25 protein-coding genes are annotated in these 21978 nt (G+C 64.9%); 13 read left to right on the top strand and 12 right to left on the bottom strand.

The features are described 5' to 3' along the window. Positions 1–25 precede the first annotated feature (25 nt). Together grpE and hrcA are read right to left on the bottom strand one after the other, a co-directional pair. Positions 26–583, bottom strand: a complete 558-nt coding sequence (gene grpE / locus FFS68_RS06660) for a nucleotide exchange factor GrpE (protein WP_137752408.1) — start codon at positions 581–583, stop codon at positions 26–28. A gap of 5 nt (positions 584–588) precedes the next feature. Continuing rightward, positions 589–1632, bottom strand: a complete 1044-nt coding sequence (hrcA, locus tag FFS68_RS06655) for a heat-inducible transcriptional repressor HrcA (protein ID WP_137752407.1) — start codon at positions 1630–1632, stop codon at positions 589–591. Between the two features lie 205 nt (positions 1633–1837). Here hrcA and rph point away from each other — a divergent pair, with 205 nt between their 5' ends. From rph to FFS68_RS06630, 5 genes are all read left to right on the top strand, one after another. Continuing rightward, positions 1838–2554 (top strand): ribonuclease PH, encoded by a 717-nt coding sequence (rph, locus tag FFS68_RS06650; protein WP_137752406.1) that lies wholly within the window; start codon positions 1838–1840, stop codon positions 2552–2554. Between the two features lie 72 nt (positions 2555–2626). After that, positions 2627–3028 (top strand): endonuclease domain-containing protein, encoded by a 402-nt coding sequence (locus FFS68_RS06645; protein ID WP_137752405.1) that lies wholly within the window; start codon positions 2627–2629, stop codon positions 3026–3028. After that, the gene (gene rdgB / locus FFS68_RS06640) at positions 3025–3648 is read left to right on the top strand and encodes an RdgB/HAM1 family non-canonical purine NTP pyrophosphatase (RefSeq protein ID WP_137752404.1); all 624 of its coding nucleotides are present in this window, start codon (positions 3025–3027) and stop codon (positions 3646–3648) included. Before FFS68_RS06645 ends, rdgB begins: the two co-directional genes overlap by 4 nt. A gap of 128 nt (positions 3649–3776) precedes the next feature. Then, a complete protein-coding gene (gene hemW, locus FFS68_RS06635; protein WP_171003767.1) occupies positions 3777–4922 on the top strand; it encodes a radical SAM family heme chaperone HemW in 1146 nt (381 codons plus the stop codon). A gap of 100 nt (positions 4923–5022) precedes the next feature. Further along, entirely contained in the window at positions 5023–5916 is an 894-nt protein-coding gene (locus FFS68_RS06630; protein ID WP_137752403.1) for a tyrosine recombinase XerC, read from the top strand. Positions 5917–5998: 82 nt separating this feature from the next. On the opposite strand, the gene FFS68_RS06625 is transcribed toward FFS68_RS06630, so the two are convergent. The 4 genes from FFS68_RS06625 to rsmI form a co-directional block, all read right to left on the bottom strand. Then, positions 5999–6607, bottom strand: a complete 609-nt coding sequence (locus FFS68_RS06625; RefSeq protein WP_137752402.1) for a DedA family protein — start codon at positions 6605–6607, stop codon at positions 5999–6001. Between the two features lie 148 nt (positions 6608–6755). Next, complete coding sequence (gshB, locus tag FFS68_RS06620; RefSeq protein WP_137752401.1) at positions 6756–7706, bottom strand: glutathione synthase; 951 nt, start codon at positions 7704–7706, stop codon at positions 6756–6758. 10 nt (positions 7707–7716) lie between these two features. Further along, entirely contained in the window at positions 7717–8067 is a 351-nt protein-coding gene (locus FFS68_RS06615; protein WP_137752400.1) for a YraN family protein, read from the bottom strand. Continuing rightward, positions 8064–8924, bottom strand: coding sequence for a 16S rRNA (cytidine(1402)-2'-O)-methyltransferase (rsmI, locus tag FFS68_RS06610; protein ID WP_137752399.1), 861 nt, complete (start codon positions 8922–8924; stop codon positions 8064–8066). The genes FFS68_RS06615 and rsmI overlap by 4 nt, the downstream gene beginning before the upstream one ends. 103 nt (positions 8925–9027) lie before the next feature. Between rsmI and FFS68_RS06605 the strand changes: the two genes are divergently transcribed. Further along, on the top strand, positions 9028–10137 hold the full coding sequence (locus FFS68_RS06605; RefSeq protein WP_249340056.1) for a penicillin-binding protein activator: 1110 nt from the start codon (positions 9028–9030) through the stop codon (positions 10135–10137). 170 nt (positions 10138–10307) lie between these two features. Then, positions 10308–10844 carry a translation initiation factor IF-3 gene (gene infC, locus FFS68_RS06600; RefSeq protein ID WP_039572576.1) on the top strand — a complete coding sequence of 179 codons (537 nt, stop codon included), beginning with the start codon at positions 10308–10310 and terminating at the stop codon, positions 10842–10844. Between the two features lie 12 nt (positions 10845–10856). On the opposite strand, the gene FFS68_RS06595 is transcribed toward infC, so the two are convergent. After that, positions 10857–11555, bottom strand: a complete 699-nt coding sequence (locus FFS68_RS06595; RefSeq protein ID WP_137752398.1) for an NRDE family protein — start codon at positions 11553–11555, stop codon at positions 10857–10859. A 165-nt stretch (positions 11556–11720) separates the two neighbouring features. Here FFS68_RS06595 and FFS68_RS06590 point away from each other — a divergent pair, with 165 nt between their 5' ends. After that, the gene (locus FFS68_RS06590) at positions 11721–12167 is read left to right on the top strand and encodes a hypothetical protein (protein ID WP_137752397.1); all 447 of its coding nucleotides are present in this window, start codon (positions 11721–11723) and stop codon (positions 12165–12167) included. A 36-nt stretch (positions 12168–12203) separates the two neighbouring features. Here the strand turns inward: FFS68_RS06590 and FFS68_RS06585 are convergent, their stop codons facing one another. The 5 genes from FFS68_RS06585 to uvrB form a co-directional block, all read right to left on the bottom strand. Continuing rightward, positions 12204–13709 (bottom strand): peptidase S10, encoded by a 1506-nt coding sequence (locus tag FFS68_RS06585; protein ID WP_137752396.1) that lies wholly within the window; start codon positions 13707–13709, stop codon positions 12204–12206. A 113-nt stretch (positions 13710–13822) separates the two neighbouring features. Further along, positions 13823–14047 carry a type II toxin-antitoxin system HicB family antitoxin gene (locus FFS68_RS06580; protein ID WP_137752395.1) on the bottom strand — a complete coding sequence of 75 codons (225 nt, stop codon included), beginning with the start codon at positions 14045–14047 and terminating at the stop codon, positions 13823–13825. Further along, positions 14044–14298, bottom strand: a complete 255-nt coding sequence (locus FFS68_RS06575; protein ID WP_137752394.1) for a type II toxin-antitoxin system HicA family toxin — start codon at positions 14296–14298, stop codon at positions 14044–14046. Before FFS68_RS06575 ends, FFS68_RS06580 begins: the two co-directional genes overlap by 4 nt. An 80-nt stretch (positions 14299–14378) precedes the next feature. Then, positions 14379–14819 carry a hypothetical protein gene (locus FFS68_RS06570; RefSeq protein ID WP_137752393.1) on the bottom strand — a complete coding sequence of 147 codons (441 nt, stop codon included), beginning with the start codon at positions 14817–14819 and terminating at the stop codon, positions 14379–14381. A 54-nt stretch (positions 14820–14873) separates the two neighbouring features. After that, complete coding sequence (gene uvrB / locus FFS68_RS06565; protein ID WP_137752392.1) at positions 14874–17060, bottom strand: excinuclease ABC subunit UvrB; 2187 nt, start codon at positions 17058–17060, stop codon at positions 14874–14876. 88 nt (positions 17061–17148) lie between these two features. Here uvrB and FFS68_RS06560 point away from each other — a divergent pair, with 88 nt between their 5' ends. From FFS68_RS06560 to FFS68_RS06540, 5 genes are all read left to right on the top strand, one after another. Then, on the top strand, positions 17149–17661 hold the full coding sequence (locus FFS68_RS06560) for a DUF3617 domain-containing protein (RefSeq protein WP_171003766.1): 513 nt from the start codon (positions 17149–17151) through the stop codon (positions 17659–17661). A gap of 86 nt (positions 17662–17747) precedes the next feature. Continuing rightward, positions 17748–18146 carry a VOC family protein gene (locus FFS68_RS06555; RefSeq protein ID WP_137752390.1) on the top strand — a complete coding sequence of 133 codons (399 nt, stop codon included), beginning with the start codon at positions 17748–17750 and terminating at the stop codon, positions 18144–18146. A gap of 416 nt (positions 18147–18562) precedes the next feature. After that, positions 18563–20323 (top strand): tetratricopeptide repeat protein, encoded by a 1761-nt coding sequence (locus tag FFS68_RS06550; RefSeq protein ID WP_137752389.1) that lies wholly within the window; start codon positions 18563–18565, stop codon positions 20321–20323. Positions 20324–20354: 31 nt separating this feature from the next. Next, positions 20355–21554 (top strand): serine hydrolase domain-containing protein, encoded by a 1200-nt coding sequence (locus tag FFS68_RS06545; protein WP_137752388.1) that lies wholly within the window; start codon positions 20355–20357, stop codon positions 21552–21554. A gap of 44 nt (positions 21555–21598) precedes the next feature. Beyond that, a complete protein-coding gene (locus FFS68_RS06540; RefSeq protein WP_003039428.1) occupies positions 21599–21835 on the top strand; it encodes an acyl carrier protein in 237 nt (78 codons plus the stop codon). Positions 21836–21978: the final 143 nt, after the last annotated feature.

Here is a 21978-nt window from a genome sequence, read left to right as displayed (position 1 = left end):
TCCGGCTCCTCGCAATGACGATTTATCACCCCGCCTTTGCCACCGCCACCATCGCGGGACGCAGCAGCCGGTCTTTCATCATATAGCCCGCCTGCATTTCCTGCACGATCGTGCCCGGCGTCTGCTCGCTCGGAATCTCCAGCATCGCCTGATGCTGGTTGGGGTCGAGCGGCAGGCCGATCGCGGCGATGCGGGTGATGCCGTTGCGTTCAAAGACGCTGAGCAATTCGCGCTCGGTCGCCTCAAGCCCGGTGATCAGCGGCTTGATCGCGTCCGACGCGCGCTGTTCGTCGCTGAGCGCGGCAAGCGCGCGGCCCAGATTGTCGGCGACCGACAATATGTCGCGCGCAAATTTGGTCGCGGCATAGGCATGCGCGTCGGCAATTTCCTTTTCCTTGCGGCGGCCCAGATTTTGCGTCTCGGCGCGCGCATAGAGCAGGTCTTGCTGCACCGCAGCCAGCTGTTCGTGCAACTGGGCGATTTCGTCATTCTCGGGCGCTGCCGCTTCGGGGGCGTCGATTGAGGTTGCGGTTTCTGGGGTCGCGCTGTCGTCGACCGGGGTGTCATTTTCGATGTTCGTCATAAGCCTTATCGTATCAGTCTGGAGAGCGATTGTGCGGTGAAATCCACCATGGGAACGATGCGGGCATAGTTCAAGCGGGTGGGGCCGATAACCCCGACCACGCCAACCACGCGCCCGTCCGATCCGCGATAGGGCGCCGCTATCACGGAAGAGCCCGAAAGCGAGAATAATTTATTTTCCGACCCGATGAAAATGCGGGTCGCGCTGCCGTCGCGGGCGCTGTCGAGCAATTGCGCAATGTCCTGCTTGGTTTCGAGTTCGTCGAGCAATTGGCGGACGCGGTCGAGGTCGCCGACCGCGCTGTCGTCGAGCAGGTTCGCCTGACCGCGCACGATCAGCACCGGGCGGTCGGCGCCGTCGGACGACCAGATGGCGAGCCCGCGGCTGACCAGATCCTGCGCGGCGCGGTCGATCGCGATGCGCTCGGCCTCGATTTCATGGCGCACCCGCGCCATCGCTTCGGTCAGCGTCAGGCCCGCGAGCATTGCGCTGATATAATTGCCCGCCTCGACCAGCGCCGACGGGTCGAGCCCGGGCGGGGTGTCGATGACGCGGTTCTCGACCGCGCCGTCGCCCGCGACGAGCACGACAAGCGCCTGCGCGTCGGACAGCGGCACGAACGCGACCTGTTTCAGGATACGCTCATGCTTGGGGACGAGTACCAGGCCGGCGCACGCCGACAGGCCGGAGAGCGCGGAGGTCGCCTGCGCCAGCGCGCTTTCGATCGGACCGGCGTCGGAGAGGGAGGCCTCAATCTGGGCGCGATCCTCGGCGCTGGGTTCCGCAACCTGCATCATGCCATCGACGAACAGGCGCAGCCCCTGTTCGGTCGGCAGGCGCCCCGCGCTGGTGTGCGGGCTGGCGAGGAGGCCGAATTCTTCCAGATCCTGCATGACGTTGCGGATCGACGCGGGAGAGAGGTTGAGCGCGGCGAGCTTCGACAAGGTCCGCGACCCGACGGGCTGGCCGGTCTCGAGATAGGCGTCGACGACCAGCCGGAACACGTCGCGGGCGCGCGTGGTGAGTTCGGTGATCGGCGCGGTGGTCATGGGGAGGATTTAGGGACGCGCGGGCGTGGGGGCAAGCATTCGCCTTTGCCGTCGTTGCGAGCGAAGCGAAGCAATCTCCAGCCATCGGCGTAAGATGACATCGATGGCTGGAGATTGCTTCGTCGCTGCGCTCCTCGCAATGACGGGTGGCGGAGACGGGCCAACCCCGCTAAGCGCGCCGCACACCATCACAGGAGAATCCCCCATGCGCCCATCCGGCCGCGCCCCCGATCAGATGCGCCCCATCGCCATCGAAACCGCCTTTACCATCCATGCCGAGGGCAGCGTGCTGGTCAGCTTTGGCAATACCAAGGTGCTGGTGACCGCCAGCGTCGATGAAAAGGTGCCGCCGTTCCTGCGCGGCAAGGGGCAGGGGTGGGTCACCGCCGAATATGGCATGCTGCCCCGCGCGACGCACACCCGCGGCAGCCGCGAAGCGGCGAAGGGCAAGCAGTCGGGACGGACCCAGGAAATTCAGCGGCTTATCGGACGCAGCTTGCGCGCCGTGGTCGATATGAAGAAGCTGGGCGAGCGGCAGATCATCATCGATTGCGACGTGATTCAGGCCGATGGCGGCACCCGCACCGCGTCGATTTCGGGCGCGTGGGTCGCGCTGCGGATCGCGGTCGACAAGCTGCTCGAAACCCAGGCGATTGCCGAGGATCCGATCGAGGACAAGGTCGGTGCGATTTCGTGCGGCATCTACAACGGCACGCCGGTGCTCGACCTGGATTATGACGAGGATTCGGTGGCCGAGGCCGACGGCAATTTCGTGCTGACCGGCCGCGGCCAGATCGTCGAAGTGCAAGCGAGCGCCGAGGGCGCGACCTATGACGAAGAAGGCCTGCTTCGCCTGCTGCGCCTGGCGCGCATCGGCTGCACCGAAATTTTCGCGGCGCAGGACAAGGCGACGGGGCGGTAATAATTTCCTCTCCCGGCGGGAGAGGAAGCGAGACTTGGCAGCTTGCTGGCTAGTCGCAGCAGGTGAGGGGATGTGACGCCAAAGCAGCACAAGCCGTCAACGGGTATTGCCCGCAAATTGCGGCGCCACGAAACCGATGCCGAGAAGAAGCTCTGGCAAGTATTGCGCGCGCGTCAGTTTCTCGGCCTCAAATTTCGCCGACAGTCACCGGTTGCCGGGTTCATTGCCGATTTCCTCTGCGAAGAGTTGCGGATCATCGTCGAAGCTGACGGTGGGCAGCATGCAGACAGCGCTGCGGATGCGAGCCGCACAGCTAGTTTGCAAGCAGCCGGCTATCACGTCATTCGATACTGGAACAACGACATCATGGGCAATCTGGAGGGCGTGTTGGAGGATTTGCGCGGACATTTGGCCACGATCGCCGACGGCGGAACCCCTCACCCAACCCTCTCCCAAGGGGAGAGGGCTTTATGACCCGCAAACTCACCCCCGGCCGTCTTGTCATCGCCAGCCACAATGCGGGCAAGGTGCGCGAAATTCGCGCGCTGCTCGAACCCTTCGGCATCGACCCGGTGTCGGCGGGCGACCTAGGCCTGCCCGAGCCTGATGAGACGGGCACGACGTTCCGCGACAATGCGCTGCTCAAAGCGCATGCGAGTGCGTCGGCGGCGGGGCTGCCCGCGCTGGCCGACGACAGCGGACTCGAAGTCGCGGCGCTGGGCGGGCGCCCGGGCGTTTACACCGCCGACTGGGCCGAACGGCAGGCGTTTGAAGGTCCGCCGGGCCGCGACTGGTATATGGCGATGGGCAAGGTAGAAGGCCTGCTCGCCGAGCAGGGGCCGGACGTCGACCGCAGCGCCTGTTTCGTCTGTACCCTCGCGCTCGCCTGGCCCGACGGCCATGCCGAGGTGTTCGAGGGGCGAGCGCAAGGCAGCCTGACGTGGCCGCCGCGCGGGCTGCTGGGGTTCGGTTACGATCCGGTGTTCGTTCCGGCTAGCAAGTTACTGACTTACGCCGAAATCGATCCGGCGGAAAAACATGCGATAAGTCACCGCGCCGACGCGTTTGCGAAGCTGGTGGCGGGGATGTTTTGAATCAGTCGCCCCCGCGCAGGCGGGGGCCGCTGGAGGTTTTGCCCTTCGTAGCCGTTTAAACCGATAGCGGCCCCCGCCTGCGCGGGGGCGACGTGATATCTTATCGAGTTGAGCTTATACCCTCGCCCATGCCCGAACCGCTCGCCCTTTATGTCCATTGGCCATTTTGCGTGTCGAAATGCCCCTATTGCGACTTCAACAGCCATGTCCGCGATCGTGTCGATCAGGCTGTGTGGCGCGATGCGCTGCTCGCCGATCTGCGGCATGAGGCGGCGTTGCTGCCCGATCGCCGTGTCGGGTCGATCTTTTTCGGTGGGGGGACGCCCAGCCTGATGCCGCCCGCGACCGTTGCGGCGGTGATTGCAGCGGCTGAGGCGGAGTGGGGTTTGACCGATGACGTCGAGATCACGCTGGAAGCAAACCCGAACTCGGTCGAGGTTGCCAATTTTGCCGATCTGGCCGCCGCCGGGGTCAACCGTGTGTCGATCGGGGTTCAGAGCTTCGATACCGAAGTGCTTGAATTTTTGGGTCGCGCGCACAGCGAAGGCGAGGCGCGGCGCGCGATTGCGACGGCGCAGGAGCATTTCGCGCGCGTCAGCTTCGACCTGATCTATGCGCGCCCCGGCCAGACGATGGCGGCATGGGAAAACGAGCTGGCGGGCGCGCTGGCGCTCGGCACCGATCATCTCTCGCTCTACCAGCTGACGATCGAGCCCGGCACGCGCTTTGCCACGCTGGCGGCGAAGGGTGACCTCACCATCCCGGACGGCGATGCCGCCGCCGATCTGTTCGACGCCACGCAGGCGACGACAAGCGCCGCGGGCCTGCCGCGCTACGAGGTGTCGAACCATGCCCGGGTCGGCCAGGAGAGCCGCCACAACCTCGCCTACTGGCGCTACGCCGATTATGCCGGCGTCGGTCCCGGCGCGCATGGGCGGCGGTTGGGACAGGCGACCGAACGGCACAAGAAGCCCGAAAATTTCATCGCGGCGGTCGAGCGCAACGGGCATGGGTTAAAGGTCGAGAACGATCTGCCCGCGCACGAACGCGCGACCGAGGCGATGCTGATGGGGTTGCGGTTGACCGAGGGCATCGACCTGGCGCGGATCGAGATGCGAAGCGGGCTGGGGCGCGAGGCGTTTGTCGATGCCGATGCGGTGGTGCGGTTGGTCGATCAGGGACTGATGGAAGGGGAGGGTGACCGGCTGGCGGTCACCGACAGCGGTATTCTCCTGCTCGACAGCATCCTTTCCGAGGTGGTCAAAACGCACTAGTCTCCCCGCACCGTTCGTCCCGAGCGAAGTCGAGGGACGCGCAACGCGGCGCCAACGTGTCTCGACTTCGCTCGACACGAACGGATTTGAAGGGCGGCTTTTGGCTTCAGATATTATCCGCGACTGGGATGCCCATCTGGCGCACGAAAAGCGCCGGTCGGAGCATACGCGCCGCGCCTATATGGCGACGGCCGAACGCTTCTGCGCCTTTCTGTCCGAACATCGCGGCGGCGCCGTCGATGGCCCGATGCTTACCAAACTGACCCCCAATGACCTGCGCGCCTATCTCGCCGATCGCCGCGCCGAAGGGCTGGGCAATGCATCGGCGGCGCGCGAGCTTTCGGCGCTGCGCGGTTTCTTGCGCTTTGTCGGCGGTTCGGGGGCCAGCGTGCCGCCGCTGCGCGGGCCGCGGGTCAAGAAGGGGCTGCCGCGCCCGGTTTCGCCCACCGAGGCGCTCGCGCTGGCGCAGGATGTCGAGGACAATGCGCGGCAGGGCTGGACTGGCGCGCGCGATTTCGCGTTGCTGCTGCTGCTTTACGGCGCCGGGCTGCGGATCGGCGAGGCGCTGGGGCTGACCGGCGCCGCGCTACCGCTGGGTGAGACGCTGCGCGTTACCGGCAAGCGGGCCAAGACACGGGTCGTGCCGATCCTGCCCGCCGTCGCCAACGCCGTGACGCGCTATGTCGAGGCCTGCCCCTATCCGATCGCGAAGGACGCGCCGCTGTTCCTTGGCGCGCGCGGCGGGCCGCTGGCGCCCGGGGTGGTGCGCGCCAGCGTGCGGACGGCGCGGCGCGCGCTGGGGCTGTCCGAACGCACGACGCCGCACGCGCTGCGCCACAGTTTCGCGACGCATTTGCTGGCGGGCGGGGCCGATTTACGCAGTTTGCAGGAATTGCTCGGTCATGCCAGCCTGGCATCGACACAGGTCTATACCGCGGTCGACGCCGCGCATCTGCTCGATATTTATCGCAGCGCGCATCCGCGGGCGGGTTAGTCGCAAACCGTAGCCCTGAGCTTGTCGAAGGGCGCTTCTCAGTGAGGCGCCCTTCGACAAGCTCAGGGCTACGGTGAGATGGTCAGTGTTCGCGCGGCTTCGGCGTCCACGTAATCACCCGATAGAAATACAGCAGCACCAGCGACCCGATTGCGACGAGCGCCACCGGGCCGACGAACGCATCCATATTGGCGAATTTGCCGCCGAACCAATTGCCCGCCCCCGCCAGCGCGGTGATCCAGATCGTCGATCCCGCCGCGGTCCAAGCCAGGAATTTCGCCTGGTTCATCTTCACCATGCCCGCGGGCAGCGACACCATCGTGCGCGCGACGGGCAGGAAGCGCGCGACAAACACGATGCCGGGGCCGTGTTTCAGGAAGAATATGTGCAGCCGCTCGACCTCCGCCCAATCCAGCGTCAGCCAGCGGCCGCGGCGATCGATAAAGGGCTTGAGCCGTTCATAGCCGATCCAGCGGCCGATGCCGTACCACACCCAATTGCCCACGGTCGTTCCGGCGACCGCGACCGCGACGAGGGTCCAGAAATCGAAATGGCCTTTGGCCACCGCGATGCCGCCGAGGCCCATGATGACTTCGGACGGGATCGGCGGAAAGACATTTTCCAGGACCATGAGGATGAATATCCCCATATAGCCCCAACTCTGGATCAGATTCAGGATGAAATCGGTCATGCGGTGCGTAACGCGCTGGGTCGGCAAACCGATCCAAACCCGTCATTGCGAGGAGCGGAGCGACGAAGCAATCTCCAGCTATCGAGGTTACTTGGGGTCGATGGCTGGAGATTGCTTCGCTTCGCTCGCAATGACGAAAACATCGCTATCAGCCGATCCGCCGGACGATCGCGTCCCAGATCATCCCCGCCGTATCGCTGTTGTTGAACCGGTCGATCGCGACGATCCCGGTGGGCGAGGTGACGTTGATTTCGGTCAGCCATTCGCCGCCGATCACGTCGATGCCGACAAAGACCAAGCCGCGCTCGCGCAGCTGTGGGCCGAGCACGGCGCAGATTTCCTGTTCGCGCGGCGTCAGCACAGTGGCTTCGGCGAAACCCCCGACCGCGAGGTTCGAGCGGAATTCGCCTTCGCCGGGCTTGCGGTTGATCGCGCCCGCGACTTCGCCGTCGATCAGTACGATGCGTTTGTCGCCCTGCGACACGCTGGGCAGGAATTGCTGGACCATGAAGGGTTCGGGCCACACCTGTCCGAACAGTTCGACCAGCGCGCCCAAATTGCTGCCGTCGGCGTCGATGCGGAACACCGCCTTGCCGCCATTGCCGTGCAGCGGCTTGATGACAACCGCGCCATAACGCGCCTGAAAATCCTTCACCGCGTCGAGATCGCGGGTGACCATCGTCGGCGGCATATATTCGGGGAAGTCGAGCACAAACACCTTTTCGGGCGCGTTGCGCACCGAGACGGGGTCGTTGACCACCAATGTCTCGCCCGCGATCCGTTCGAGCAGCCAGGTGCCGGTGAGGTAACCGAGGTCGAAAGGCGGATCCTGCCGCATCAGCACGACATCGATGTCGCGGCCGAGGTCGAGGGTGAGCTGATCGCCGAAGCGATAATGCGCCCCGGCCTCGCGCTGCACGTCGAGTACACGATGCGCCTTTGTCGTCAGCCGCCCGGCCTCCCACGTCAGCCCGCGGACGTCGTAATGATAGAGGGTGTAACCGCGTTCGAGCGCCTTGAGCATCAGGGCAAAGCTGCTGTCGCCCCCGATGTTGATGCCGTCCATCGGGTCCATTTGCACCGCGGCGCGCAGGGTCATTCCATATTCCTCAGGGTTGCCAGACATGGACCAGATGGCGTGGCAGGCGCCCGGGCGCAAGGAGCATCACGTCGATGCGGATGTCGTCCTGCGGCCGGGCGAAGCGGGGGCTGAGCATTTCCGCCGCCGCAGCGACCCGGCGCAGGCGATATTGGTCGATGGCGAGGTCGAGATCCTCGGGGCGTTCGCGCCATTTCACCTCGATGAAGGCAATGATGCGGCCACGCCGCGCGACCAGGTCGACCTCGCCCGCCGCAACGCGCAGCCGCTCGCCCAAGATGCGCCAGCCGTGGAGGCGCAGCCACCATGCGGCGCGGCGCTCGGCCTTGCGACCGCGCGCTTCGGCCGCGGCGCGCTTCAACCGGCGTCTTTCAGCGTCAGGGCGCGGGCATAAATGTCGTGGCGATCGAGCCCGAAGCGTTTGGCGACCGCCTTCGCCGCCTGCGCGACCGGCTTGTCGGCCATCGCCGCGCGCAGCGCGGCGTCGAGCGCCGCGTCGTCGGCTTGCTCGGGCACCGCTTCGCCGGGCGGGCCGACGACGATGACGATCTCGCCTTTTGGTGGCGCGTCGGTGTAGCGTGCGGCGAGCTCGGTCAGGGTGCCGGTGACACATTCCTCGAACAGCTTGCTGATCTCGCGCGCGACCGCGGCGTCGCGGTCGCCCAGCCCGGCGGCGAGCGCGGTCAGCGCGGAGGCGAGGCGCGGCCCGCTTTCGTAAAACACCAGCGTGGCGCGCAGCCCTGCAAATTCGGCGAGCGTGTCGGCGCGCGCCTTGGCCTTTGACGGCAGGAATCCGGCAAACAGGAAGCGGTCGCTGGGCAGCCCCGACAGGGTGATCGCGGCGATGGCGGCGCACGGGCCGGGCAGGGTGGTGACATGCCGCCCGGCGGCGCGCGCATCGCGGACCAGCTTGTACCCGGGGTCGGAAATCAGCGGCGTTCCCGCGTCCGACACCAAAACCACCACGTCGTCCGCCATCCGCGCAACCAGCGCGGCGCGGGTGCGTTCGTCGCTATGATCGTGATAGGGGGTCATCGGCACACGCAATCCAAGATGTGAAAGCAGCTTCGCCGTGACGCGGGTATCCTCCGCCGCGATCACGTCGGCGCGCGCCAGCGTCGCCCCGGCGCGGGCGGTGATGTCGCCGAGGTTGCCGATGGGGGTCGCGACGATATAGAGACCGGGCAAGGGAGAATTTGAGATGGTCGAATCTGGCATGATGCTGAAAATGGCAGAAACTGCTGCTAACTGCCAGACAGGCGCGGGCCAGGGATATGTATCGCCGCGGCGGCACCTGCTGCGCGGTCTCGGCGCGGTGGCGATGGCGGGGCTGCTCGCAGCGTGTCAGGTCGTCCCGAAAGGCAATGGTCCCGTTGCGCCGCCGCCGCCCGAGGCACCGACCGACAATGTCGGCCCCGGCCTGCCCACCGACACCGATCGTCACCGCGTCGCGCTGCTGGTGCCGCAGACCGGCGCCAACGCCGATGTCGGCATGGCGATCGCCAACGCGACGACGCTGGCGCTGCTCGATTCGCGCACCGAGCGCGTCCGCATCACCACCTATGACACCGCGCTCGGCGCGGCGGCGGCGGCGCGGCAGGCGGTCGCCGATGGCAACCGGCTGATCCTCGGCCCGCTGCTCAGCGAAGATGTCGCCGCGGTGGCGCCGATCGCGCGCGACGCAAAGGTGCCGGTGCTCAGTTTCTCGAACGACAGCAGCGTCGCGGGCAACGGCGTCTTCATCATGGGCTTTGTCCCCGGCCAGTCGGTCGAGCGTGTCGTCGCCTTTGCGCGCGGCAAGGGGCATCAGCGCTTTGGCGCGCTGGTCCCGAAAAATGTCTATGGCGACCGGTCGGTCGCGGCGTTCCGCAGCGCGGTGGCCGCGGCGGGCGGGACGCTGGTCGCGGTCGAAAGCTATGACCGCAGCGCGACCGCGCTGACCGGCGCGGCGCGGCGGATCGCCAATGCGGGCGCGATCGATGCGGTGCTGATCGCCGACAGCGGCGGCAATGCGATCCGCGCCGTGCCCGTCATCAAGGGCGCCGGGCAGCGCCAGATCCTGGGCACCGAACTGTGGAACACCGACGCCTCGCTGGGCAGCAGCGCGGTGATGCGCGGGTCGTGGTTCGCCAGCGTGTCCGACGGCCTGTACGGCCAGCTTGCGGGCAAATATCGCACCCGTTTCGGCAAAGCGCCATACCGCCTTGCCAGCCTGGGCTATGACTCGGTATTGCTGACGGTGCGCATCGCCCGCGACTGGAAACCCGGCACCAGCTTTCCGGTGAACAAGCTGCTGGCGGCGGACGGTTTCGGCGGGATCGACGGCATTTTCCGCTTCAACAACCGCGGCATCGCCCAGCGCGCGCTCGAAGTCAGCGAGATCGGCGCCGGCGGTTTCCGCGTTGTCGATGCCGCGCCGACCAAATGGTGACGCCGAAAGTCGTGGCTTAGCCGCCACAGTCGGTCGAAAAGCGTCACCGCTATACCACGCACGGCCTTTACGGCGCGCTCGCGTTCACTATATGAGCAGGGTGCGCGCGTATCGTGCCGATTCCGCGCGCCATCCGTCAACGACCAGGAGATACAGCTATACCACCGCCCATGACTCGCCGCCCGATGGCGCCGATGCCGCCGAAAAACGGCCCGCGATACAATGAATTCATCGCCTCGCCCAAGGTCCGCGTGATCGACGAGGAAGGCGAAAATCTGGGCGTGATGCTGACCGCCGAAGCGATCGAGCAGGCAGCCTCCGTCGGGCTGGACCTGGTTGAAGTGTCCCCCAACGCCGATCCGCCGGTGTGCAAATTCCTCGATGTGGGCAAGTTCAAATACGAAGCCCAGAAAAAGGCGAACCTGGCGCGCAAGAGCCAGAAAACGCAGGAAATCAAAGAGATCAAGATGCGTCCGAACATCGACGATCATGATTTCGATGTGAAAATGCGCAAGGTGTTCGACTTCCTCGAGGAAGGCGACAAGGTCAAGATGACCATGCGTTTCCGCGGCCGCGAAATGAGCCACACCCAGCTCGGCCTGAACGTGCTGCAGCGCGTCGCCGAACTGACGTCCGAAATCGCAAAGGTCGAAGCGCATCCGCGCACCGAAGGTCGTCAGATGCTGATGGTCATCGCGCCGAAATAAGGCGCGTCCGGCTTAGCCGATCGAAAATTGCAGGGCGGTCGTTCCAATGGGACGGCCGCCCGCTTCGTATCGGCGCTCGATCATCCGCGCGCGTCCGTCGGCGGCGACCGCGACCAGCGTCGAGGCGCGCGTGCCATAAATATCGCCGCGCAGGAACAACGCCGGGTCACCCTCGGCGGTCAGCGTGTCGAGCAGGCCTTCGGGATCGGTGCGCGCATCGACCACCGCCGCCAGCGCCGCGCGCAGGCGCTCGGCGCGCGGGCAGGGCTGATCGATCGGTTCGTTGGCGAGCGCGTGGACCCCGGTGCCCAGCGCCGCGATCCCGAGCCGCGGCCGATTGGTTAACAGCCGCGCTGTGCCACCGCCGACCGCGAACAGGTTGAAGGCATTGAAGCGGTCCAAATCGGCCGCGCCTGGATCGGCGAAACGCCCGACGCCGCGCAGCATGTCGACGACCAGCGCGCCGCGCGATTCCTTGGCCGGATCGGGCATGGCGCCGCGGACATTGGTCACCACCACGATGCGTCCGCTGGCCGGATGCGCGCCGAGCCAGGTGCCGCCGGCCTGCAAATCGCGGCCGGCAACGATGCCGCTGCCATCGTCCCACGCGGCCAGCGCCGCGGCGGGGCGCGCGTGAAGTTCGTCGCGGTTGCCGACCAGGATCAGCGGCCAGTCGGCATGAACCTGCCAGGCAAGGGCGACGACGCACATATTGGGCCTATCGCGATCTGCGAGCGGCTTGCCAAGCCCATGGCATGCTGCGGCGACATCTTTGTTTCGGTTGGGGCCCCAGTGTGTTATGTCGTTAGCGCACCGTGATTGCAGAGGGGCAATGGCGGTTCGTCGATTGCAGTCTTTCTGGGGAGGGAGATGATTATGACCGAAGCTGGAAAAACGCCGTGGCATCTTTGGCTGGTGGGAATCCTGGCGGTGCTGTGGAATCTCATCGCGGTGACCGACTACACCTTCGCGAAGATGAAGAGCGATTGGTATATGAGCGAAGTCAGCGGCTTCAAACCGGAACAGATCGAATGGCTGTACAGCTTTCCGCTCTGGGCCAATATCGGCTGGGCGCTCGGGGTGTGGGGCAGCTTTGCCGGGTCGCTGCTGCTGCTCGCGCGCAGCCGCCACGCGGTGACGGCTTTCATCATTTCGGCAGCGGGACTGGCGGCGATGACCGTTTATCAATTCGTCATGAAGAAGGACGAGTTTATCAGCCTGTTCGGGGCCGGGCCGATGTATTTCAACATCGTCATCTGGGTCATCCTGATCGCGCTGTTCTTCTATGCGCGCCGACAAGCCGCCGCGGGCGTGCTGCGCTGATCCGGAAAAGGGGCGCCGCGATGGCGCCCCTGATCGTCACCGCGCCCGAATGAAGGCGCGAATATCGGCCGACAATTTGCTGCGGTCCTCGTCGCGGATATACATCATATGGCCCGCGCCATAATAGGTGTAGCTGATCCGGTCCTGCGGCATGCCGGTGCGCGACAGCGCATATTCGGCAGCAAAGAACGGCGTCGCGAAATCATAATAGCCCTGTGCGACCAGCACCTTCAGCCCCGAATTTTCGCGCAGCGCCTGCCCGATATAGGGCGCGACGTTCAGATAGGCGTTGGTGTCGCGGCCGCCGATGCGCCAGTCCCATTGGCCGCCGATGCCGCCGATCGACTGATATTCGCGGTCGGTCTTGAAGCCGAGCCCGTCGCGGCTCCAGCTGTTGATCGCGGCGGTATAGCTGGCGTCGATGCCGTAAAAGCTGGGGTCGTTGTCGGGCTCCTCGCCGGCGCTGTCATAATCCTTGCCCGTATAACGGCTGTCGAGGCGGCCGACGGTCAGCCCGCGATCGCGGAGCAGCTCCTTGTAGAAGCGGCTGGGGGTGACGCGGAGGTCGGCGCTGTCGAGATAGGTTTCGGACAGGCCGGTAAAGCGCGCCAGATCGCGGCGGATCGCGGCGCGCTCCTCGCCCTGCAATTTCTGCCCTTTCAGCAGCGCTGACGCATAGGGGCCGATCGCCCATTGCCGTGCTTCTTCGGCAAAGGCCTCGGGCGAGGCGCCGGTGGCCTTGCCATGATAGAGCGCGGTGACCGCCATCGAGGGCAGGTTGGTGATGAAGGACAATTCATTGCCCGCGGTGTCCGACCCCGCCGCAAAATCGAGCACGGTCGAAATCAGAATGATGCCGTTCAGCGCAACGTCGTTGTACGTCGCGTTCATCAACTGGTTCGCGACCGCGGCCGATCGCGTCGTGCCATAGCTTTCGCCGCCCAGATATTTGGGGCTGTTCCAGCGGCCATTGTCGCCCAGCCAGCGGCGGATCACCTCGGCGACCAGCTTGGCGTCCTGCGTCACCCCGTAATAATCCTTGGGGTCGGCTTTGCCGATCAGGTGCGAAAACCCGGTGCCCGGCGGGTCGATGAACACGACATCGGTGACGTCCATCAACGCGTCGGGATTGTCGACGATCGGATAGGGCGGGGCGCCGTCGTCGATGCCGGTGCCGGGGATCGCGACGCGCTTCGGCCCGAACGCCCCCATCATCAGCCACACGGTGCCCGACCCGGGGCCGCCGTTGAACAGGAAGGTGATCGGCCGGCCCGGGTCGCGCGGTTCCTTGACGTACGACGTCGTGACGACCGCAACCTCGGCAATGCCGTCCTTGTTCTTGATGATCGTCTCGCCAATCGTCGCGGCATAGTTGATCCGCTGGCCGCCAAAGGTGCCCGACAGCTTGGTCGTGCGAACCTGCGGTTCGTAATCGGCGGGTTTTTCAGCCTTGGGCTTATCGACAGGTTTGTCCTGTGCATGGAGCGCGGCAGGCGCGGTGAAAGCAAGCGCCAAAGCGATAAGCGACAGACCCGATTTCATATTGATTTCTCCCCGGTTAGGGGCGGACCCTATGCAGCGCGCGGGGAGGCGGCAAGGCTACTTGTCGGTTACAACGGGGCTTTGGTCGAAGCGGGTTTCAGGCGTCGCACTTTTTATCGCGCTGCGTATATGGCAGGGCGATAGCGCGGTTCGGGGATAGAAAAACCCTTCTCTCGGGCAACTTCGAGCCAGCCTTCGATAGCATCCCGTATATTGGAGACGGCTTGCTCGCGCGTATCGCCGTGCGCCGAACAAGGGCGCAGGTCGGGAACATCGGCGATCCAGCATTTATCCTCGCCGGACCAGAACAGGTTGATGTGATAATGGGGCTCGTTCACTCGTCGATATATAGGCCATAGGTCTCGATGAGTTCAAGCAGTTCGCGAACTTGGTAGCGCTTGGCATCTTTTGCTTCCGGCTGGACCGGAAATGAGCGCGGCACTTTCGGGTGAACATATTGCCGATGGCTGCCTGTCGTGCGCGCCCACTCGAAGCCGAAGGCGCGCAGAAGTCGCTCGAAATCGCGGAAACTTACTGTGCGATGCGACGACTGGAGCAGCAGGGCGTAAAGTTTTGCCGGTTTGACCATATATCAGTCGACCTTCCGCGACACAAATCGGCCATGGCTAAGTGACATGCAGGAGGTCTTCCTATTGGCGAGTGAGCGGGTCATTTACGAAGTTCGTCCAGTCGATGCCAATCATCATCGGCGGGGCGTTTTGCGTACCAAAACTTCCACCCATTCACCTTTGTGCCCGAAACTGCGCCGGCGGCGTCGGAAGGACTCTGCCGGAGGAAGCCGTGCTCGTCGATCCAAGTGTCATCTCTTATCTCAGCGCGATAAGTCTTTCCTTTGTAAGTCGCCCGAAACTTGGTTCCATTGGGGAAGAACACATTGCCCATCCAAACACCCGAATGGAAAGGTTCGCCCAACAAGGCAGAGACAACGCTTTGGGCAGCGGGTTTCAAGAGGTCTTGCAGGTCTTCAGTCGCTGGAAAGCTGTCAGCGATCGAAAGCAGCCGTCGGAGGACGTCGTTATAGGTGTCGTCTTCGCTTTGACGCAAAAGAGTAAGCGCTTTGAAAACGTCGAAGTCGATCTCGATCTGCATTGCCTATCCTTTCTCCAAAATCTATGGGAGAAAAAATAGTATGTCAATCGGATCCTACCGCCCCCACTTTGTCTTGCTCTGCTTCCCGAACCGCCCCTTGCGCGTCCCCGGCTTGCCCTCGTTGCTCCGCCCGACCCGCGGCGCCACCTGCTCGCCCGCAGGCAACCCCAGCTCGTCGGCCTCCAGCTTGCGGATTTCGTCGCGCAGTCGGCCGGCTTCCTCGAACTCCAGGTCCGCCGCCGCGTCGCGCATCCGCTTTTCCAGATCCTGGATGTACGCCCGCAGATTATGCCCCACCATGTGCGCGGGCTTGTCTTCGCCGATGTCGATGACGACGCCGTCCTTCGACGCGACATGCGCGATGATGTCGCCGATGTTGCGCTTGATCGTCGTCGGGGTGATGCCATGTTCCAGATTGAAGGCGTGCTGCTTTTCGCGGCGGCGGTCGGTTTCGCGCATTGCGCGTTCCATGCTGCCGGTGATGCGGTCGGCGTAGAGGATGACGCGGCCGTCGACGTTGCGCGCGGCGCGGCCGATCGTTTGCACCAGCGACGTTTCGCTGCGCAGAAAACCCTCCTTGTCGGCGTCGAGGATCGCGACCAGCCCGCATTCGGGAATGTCGAGCCCTTCGCGGAGCAGGTTGATGCCGATCAGCACGTCGAACACCCCGAGCCGCAGGTCGCGGATGATCTCGATACGCTCCAGCGTCTCGATGTCGCTGTGCATATAGCGGACCTTCATCCCCGCTTCGTGCAGGAATTCGGTGAGATCCTCGGCCATCCGCTTGGTCAGCGTCGTCACCAGCGTGCGATACCCCGCCGCGGCGGTCTTTTTCGCCTCGACGATCAGGTCGTCGACCTGCTCCTCGACCGGCTTGATCTCGACCGGCGGATCGATCAGCCCGGTGGGGCGGATCACCTGTTCGGCGAATACGCCCTGGGTGCGGTCCATCTCCCAGGTGCCGGGGGTCGCCGACACGCTGACCGTCTGCGGGCGCATCATGTCCCATTCGGCAAAGCGCAGCGGCCGGTTGTCGATGCAGCTGGGCAAGCGAAAGCCATATTCGGCCAGCGTGATCTTGCGGCGGTGATCGCCCTTTGACATCGCGCCGATCTGCGGGATCGTCTGGTGGCTTTCGTCGACGAAGAGCAGCGCATTGTCGGGCAGATATTCGAACAGGGTCGGCGGGGGCTCGCCGGGCAGGCGGCCGGTCAGGAAGCGGCTGTAATTCTCGATCCCCGCGCAGCTGCCCGTCGCGGCGATCATTTCGAGATCGAAATTGGTGCGCTGCTCTAGCCGCTGGGCTTCGAGCAGGCGGCCTTCGGCTTCGAGTTCCTTCAGCCGCTCGGTCAGCTCGTGCTTGATCGCCTCCGACGCCTGCTTGAGCGTCGGACCCGGCGTCACATAGTGCGAGTTGGCATAGATGCGGACATGGTCGAGCGTCGCGATCTTTTTACCGGTCAGCGGGTCGAATTCGGTGATCTCTTCGATCTCGTCGCCGAAGAAGCTGATCCGCCACGCCATATCTTCATAGTGCGACGGGAAGATTTCGAGATTGTCGCCGCGGACACGGAAATTGCCGCGCGCGAACGCCTGGTCGTTGCGCTTGTATTGCAGCGCGACGAGCTTGCGGATGATCTCGCGATTGTCTGCAACCTGGCCTTTTTTGAGGTCGAAGATCATCGCCGAATAGGTTTCGACCGATCCGATACCGTAGAGGCACGACACCGACGCGACGATGATGACGTCGTCGCGTTCGAGCAGCGCGCGCGTCGCCGAGTGGCGCATGCGGTCGATCGCCTCGTTTACCGAGCTTTCCTTCTCGATGTAGGTGTCGGACCGCGGCACATAGGCCTCGGGCTGGTAATAGTCGTAGTAGCTGACGAAATATTCGACCGCATTGTTCGGGAAGAAGCTCTTGAACTCGCCGTAAAGCTGCGCCGCGAGGATCTTATTGGGAGCGAGGATCAGCGCCGGGCGCTGCAATTCGTCGATCACCTTCGCCATCGTGAAGGTCTTGCCCGAACCGGTGACCCCCAGCAGCACCTGATCGCGTTCGCCATCGAGTGCGGTATCGACCAGCTCGCGGATCGCCGTCGGCTGGTCGCCCGCCGGTTCATAGTCGCTAACCAGTTCAAATCGCTTGCCGCCTTCGACTTTGTCGGGGCGGGTGGGACGGTGCGGGACATAGCCTTCGGCGGTGTCGATTTCGTCGAGCGAGGTGCGAATCTGGATTGCCATCGCTGCCAATATGGTATCGATGAGGCGGGTCCACAATCGCAATGAGTCCGCCACAGAGCAGGCAGCGGCAAGTCACAGGAGACAGGGTATGAAAAAGATTTTGACGATTGCAGCCGTCGGCACGCTCTTGGCGGTCGCGGGCTGCGGCAAGGCCGAAAATGCGAGCGGCCCGGTGAAGCGTGAGGCCGGCAACTGGAAAACCGACGTCAAGCTGGTGAAGTTTGAAGTCCCCGGAATGCCGCCCGAAATGAAGGACGGCATGGCAAAGATGATGGAAGGCGCCAGCGGCATGGACCAGTGCTTCACCCAGGAGCAGGTCGACAAGGAAGACATCGCGGCCGAACTCGCCAAGGGCCCGGGCAATGGCGGCGAGTGCAAATGGTCGAAGAAGGACATCGCGGGCGGCAAGATCGACATCGCCGGCACCTGCACCGCCAACGGCCAGACGGTCGATATGGCGATGAACGGCACGATGGCGGCCAAGAAAACCGACGTGACTATCACCACCAAGGGCAAGGTGCCGACCGGCGGCGAGATGGAAATGGTCATGCAGATGACCAGCAGCCACACCGGACCGTGCAAGGCGCCGGCCACGACCTGAGCCGCGGTCGCGGTTCCACGGCAATCGACCGGGGCGCCAGCCAAAAACTGGCGCCCTTTTCGTGACCGCAGCGAAGGAGAGAGACGATGCTTGGGTATGTGACGATGGGAACCGACGATCTGGGCCGCGCGCGCGACTTCTATGCCGCGCTGCTCGCCACGATCGGCGCCAGCGAATTGATGCGGATGTCGGATGAGGATAATGGCTTTACCCTGTACGCGACCAGCTGGGGTCAGCCCGGCATCGCGGTGACGCGGCCCTATGATGGTCAGCCGATGCACGCCGGCAACGGGCATATGGCGGCGATCGTCGTCGACGAGCGGGCCAAGGTCGATGCGCTGCACGCCAGGGCGCTCGAACTGGGCGGTGCCTGCGAAGGGCCGCCGGGCGTGCGCGGCGACGAGGGCGAGCAGGCGTTTTACGGCGCCTATTTTCGCGACCTCGACGGCAACAAGCTGTGCGCGTTTCGGATTGGTCCGGCTTGAATCCGGCATCGCGGTCAGGCGGATCGACTTGCCGGGCGGGTGACAGGTGGGGCTGTCAGTCCGCCCGGCGAAGTCTTGGAATGAGGCCGGAGGGGGTCTGAAGAATGCCAGGGACCAGCTCGCACCCTTCTCCTGTCGGCCTCAATGCCGCGGCATCGTAGGACTGTCGCGACCTCTCCAGAATGGCACGTTTCCAAAAATGGGGCAGTTACAAGGGGTCACATGCGATGATGTCGCCGATTGATAACCAATTCTTAACTTGGTTTCGGGCTTTGTCGTTGCAGATTGGCGGGTCGCGGTTCTTCTGATATGGCGAAGCGCGTTCCTGTTACCGTTACGTGGAAGTAACAATGGCTGGTCGCGTTGATTGATTGGCGTATCACCCGCACCGCCTGTCAGGGGCATTTGAGGGTAGCATGGACCACGCGAAAGCGAACGAAACTCAAAATCCCGGCGAGACCGACCGGATTATCGCGGAGGAGCAGGAGCGCCTGCTCGAATCTCCGCTGTTCGTTCGGTCGCCGGTTTTGTCGCGCTTGCTGCAATTTCTGGTCGAGCATCGGTTGCGGGGCGGGCGCAGCTCGCCCAAGGCCTATGCGATCGCGACCGAGGCGCTGGGGCGCAGCGAAGATTTCGATCCGGCGGTCGACAGTTATCCGCGGGTGATGGTCGGACGGCTGCGGACGTTGCTCGATCGTTACTATGCCGATACCCCCTGGATCCACCGGTTGCGGGTGCCGCAGGGCAGCTACGAGGTGGTCGTCCAGCACCGCGTTGCACCGCCGGCGCGATCGGCGGACGAGGCCGAAACGCAGGATGACGTCAAGGCAGCAGCGGGCGCGGACGGCGCCGGGGCGCCGCGCGTTCCGGGGGCCGCGGGTCGCCGCGCGGCGACGGGGCCGCGCTATGGCCGCTGGGTCGTTGCCCTCGTCCTGCTGGTGCTCGCACTGTTTACGCTGTGGACGCTGCGCAGTGGTCCGGACCGCTTGTTCGTCAGCGATCCGGTGCCGGTGCCGTTGCTCGAGGTGAGCGCCCCGGTCGCGGGCAGCACGCCGCCGTCGCGGGCGCTCGCGCGGGCGCTCGACGGCAAGTTGCGCGACGGGCTGCGCCGGTTCGACCTGGTCGATCTGCTCAGTGCCAAGACGCCCGGTGCGGCGACGCCGCGCATCGCCGACTATCGGCTCGACGCATCGCTGGTCCGCAATCTGGCGGGCGATGCCGAGGTCACACTGGTGCTCAACCGCGTCGCCGATCAGCGTGCGATCTGGTCGCAGCAGATCAGGGTGACCGATCAGGAAACGCCAGAATTTTCCGCAATCGAGCCGGCCATTGCCCAGGTCGCGGGCGACTATGGGGTCATCGTGCGCGATCAGATCCAGCGCCAGCCCGATAATTTTTCGCCCGGCTTTCCCTGCCTCGCACAGTTCAACCGGATGCGCCAGATGCGCAGCACGCCGATCGCCACGCAGGTCGCCGCCTGCCTGCGCGCGACGCTGAAGCGCGACCGCCGCGATCCGGTGGCGCTCGCCGCGCTGTCGTTGCTGCGTTTTGGCGACTGGCAGCCGCAGCGGATGACCCCGGCGGGCCATGAAGCCTTTGGCGAAGCCCGCGCGGTGGCGCTGCAAGCCTATGAAAGCAGCCCCAATTCTGCCGCGGGTCTGTTCGCGATGGCGCGCGCGAATTTCTATGTCGCCAATTGTTCGGGCGGCAACACGATGGGCGATGCGGCGCTGCGCCTCAATCCCTATGACGCCGACATGTCGGGCTTTCTGGGGCTGTTCAAGATCACCTGCGGCCAGGCGGTCGAGGGGGAGGCGCTGCTGCGCCGCTCGTTGGTGCTCGACGACAGCTATCCCGGGGTACCGGCGGTCACCCTGGCGTTCATCCTGTCGCAGCGCGGCGACCAAGCCGAAGCGGGCTTGATCCTCGATAAAATGCCGTCGCCCAGCAATATGGAGCCGCAATATATGATGGTGCGCGCGATTGTCCTGGCGCGGCAGGGCAATGTCGCGGCGGGGCAGGCGCAATGGCGCCGCCTGCTCGAATATACGCGCCAGCCACCGAACGCCGCCCCCGAAACGGTACTCGGCCGGTTCATGATCACCCCGGTGGTGATCCAGCGGGCGTCGGCGGCGCTGCGCGATTCGGGGGTCGTGCCGGCGAAGCCCGCGGCTTGACGGTCGGTCCCAGTCTGCGCAGAACGATGCCATGTTATCTGCGCTTGCCCTGCTGACTGTTGCGGCGTCGTCGCCGCCGGCCGCGGTCGCGGTGCATTTCGATCGCGATGGCGGTGTGGAAACACGGGTCGTGGTGGGAATGGCGGATCGGCAGAGCGGGCGCCCGCTCAGCCCCGACGATCCGGTGCGCATCGCGTCGGTATCAAAGCTGGTCGTCGCGCTTGGCGTGATGCGGCTGGTCGAGGCGGGGCGGCTCGATCTCGACCGCGACGTATCCGACTATCTCGGCTGGCGGTTGCGCCATCCGGCCTATCCTGACCGCGCCGTAACGCTGGCGCAGCTGCTGGGCCACCGAGCGGGGCTGACCGACGATATCGACTATGCGCTGCCGCTCGGCGCCGATCTGGAGACGGCGCTCCAGAATCCGGCCGCATGGGACAAGGCGCGCCCGCCGGGGGGCGATTTTACCTACGCCAATCTGAATTACCCCATCGTCGCGGCGACGATCGAGGGCGCGACCGACGAGCGGTTCGATCAGGCGATGGCCCGGCTGGTCTTTCGCCCGCTGGGGGTCGACGCCTGCTTCAACTGGCCGACCTGTAGCGACGCGGCGGTCGCGCGGGCGGTGGTGCTTTATGACGCCGACGGCTCGGTCGTTCGCGACGACATGAAGGGCATTCGCCCCGAATGCCCGGTGGTGCCCGCCGCTGACGGCGGCTGCGACCTTGGCACCTATCGCCTCGCGCGCCACGGCGCCGGGTTCAGCCCGCAGGGCGGGCTGCGTATCTCGGCCAACGGGCTGGCGCGGATCGGCGTCATGCTGCTGCGCCGCGGCGACGGCTTCCTGCGGCCCGACAGCCTGGCGCGACTGGACGCCATGGCGCCGGTGCGCCCCACCACGGGCGAGGGGACCGAAGGATTTTTCTGCGAATATGGCCTGGCGATGCATAGTTCGGGTAGCGGGGCGTCCTCCGGGCCGGGGTGCCGCGACGACCTGTTCGGCGACGGGCGCCGCCGGGTCGGCCACTCGGGTGACGCTTATGGATTGCGGTCGGGGTTGTGGTTCGACCTTGAAGCCGGGGAGGGCACTGCCTATTTCGTGACGCAGGTGCCAGACGGGCAGAAGGGGAAGCGGTCAGCCTATAGCGCGGCGGAGGAAGAACTGGTCGATGCGGCGGTTGCCGCGCCGACCGCTGTCAGCCCTCTTGCCAGCCCCGCCCACGGACACTAGGGCAATTTCCAACATTCACGGCTTAGTCAGAAAAGGAATAGCGCATGAGCGATTCGGCCGAAAAGGTTAAGAAGATCGTCGTCGAACATCTGGGCGTCGAAGCCGACAAGGTTACCGAGGAAGCGAGCTTCATCGATGATCTGGGCGCCGACAGCCTCGACATCGTCGAGCTGGTGATGGCGTTTGAAGAAGAATTCGGCGTCGAAATCCCTGACGACGCGGCGGAAAAGATCGCCACCGTCAAGGATGCGATCGACTATATCGAAGCGAACAAGGGCTAAAGCGGCCCGGTCCGGCCTGGCCGGACGCGGCGGCTGCGCTGCCCAGCGTTTCCGGCTTCCCGGTCCTGTCGCCCCGCGCGCTGTGACCGGGAAGCCTTTTTATTGGGCGCGCGCCGGTCTAGATAAAGCGGGCACCTGCAGAG

It is taken from the genome of Sphingopyxis sp. L1A2A, assembly GCF_005502465.1.
GTDB lineage: Bacteria > Pseudomonadota > Alphaproteobacteria > Sphingomonadales > Sphingomonadaceae > Sphingopyxis.
Note: the sequence above shows the minus strand (reverse complement) of the source record. Positions and strands in the feature narration are given on the sequence as shown.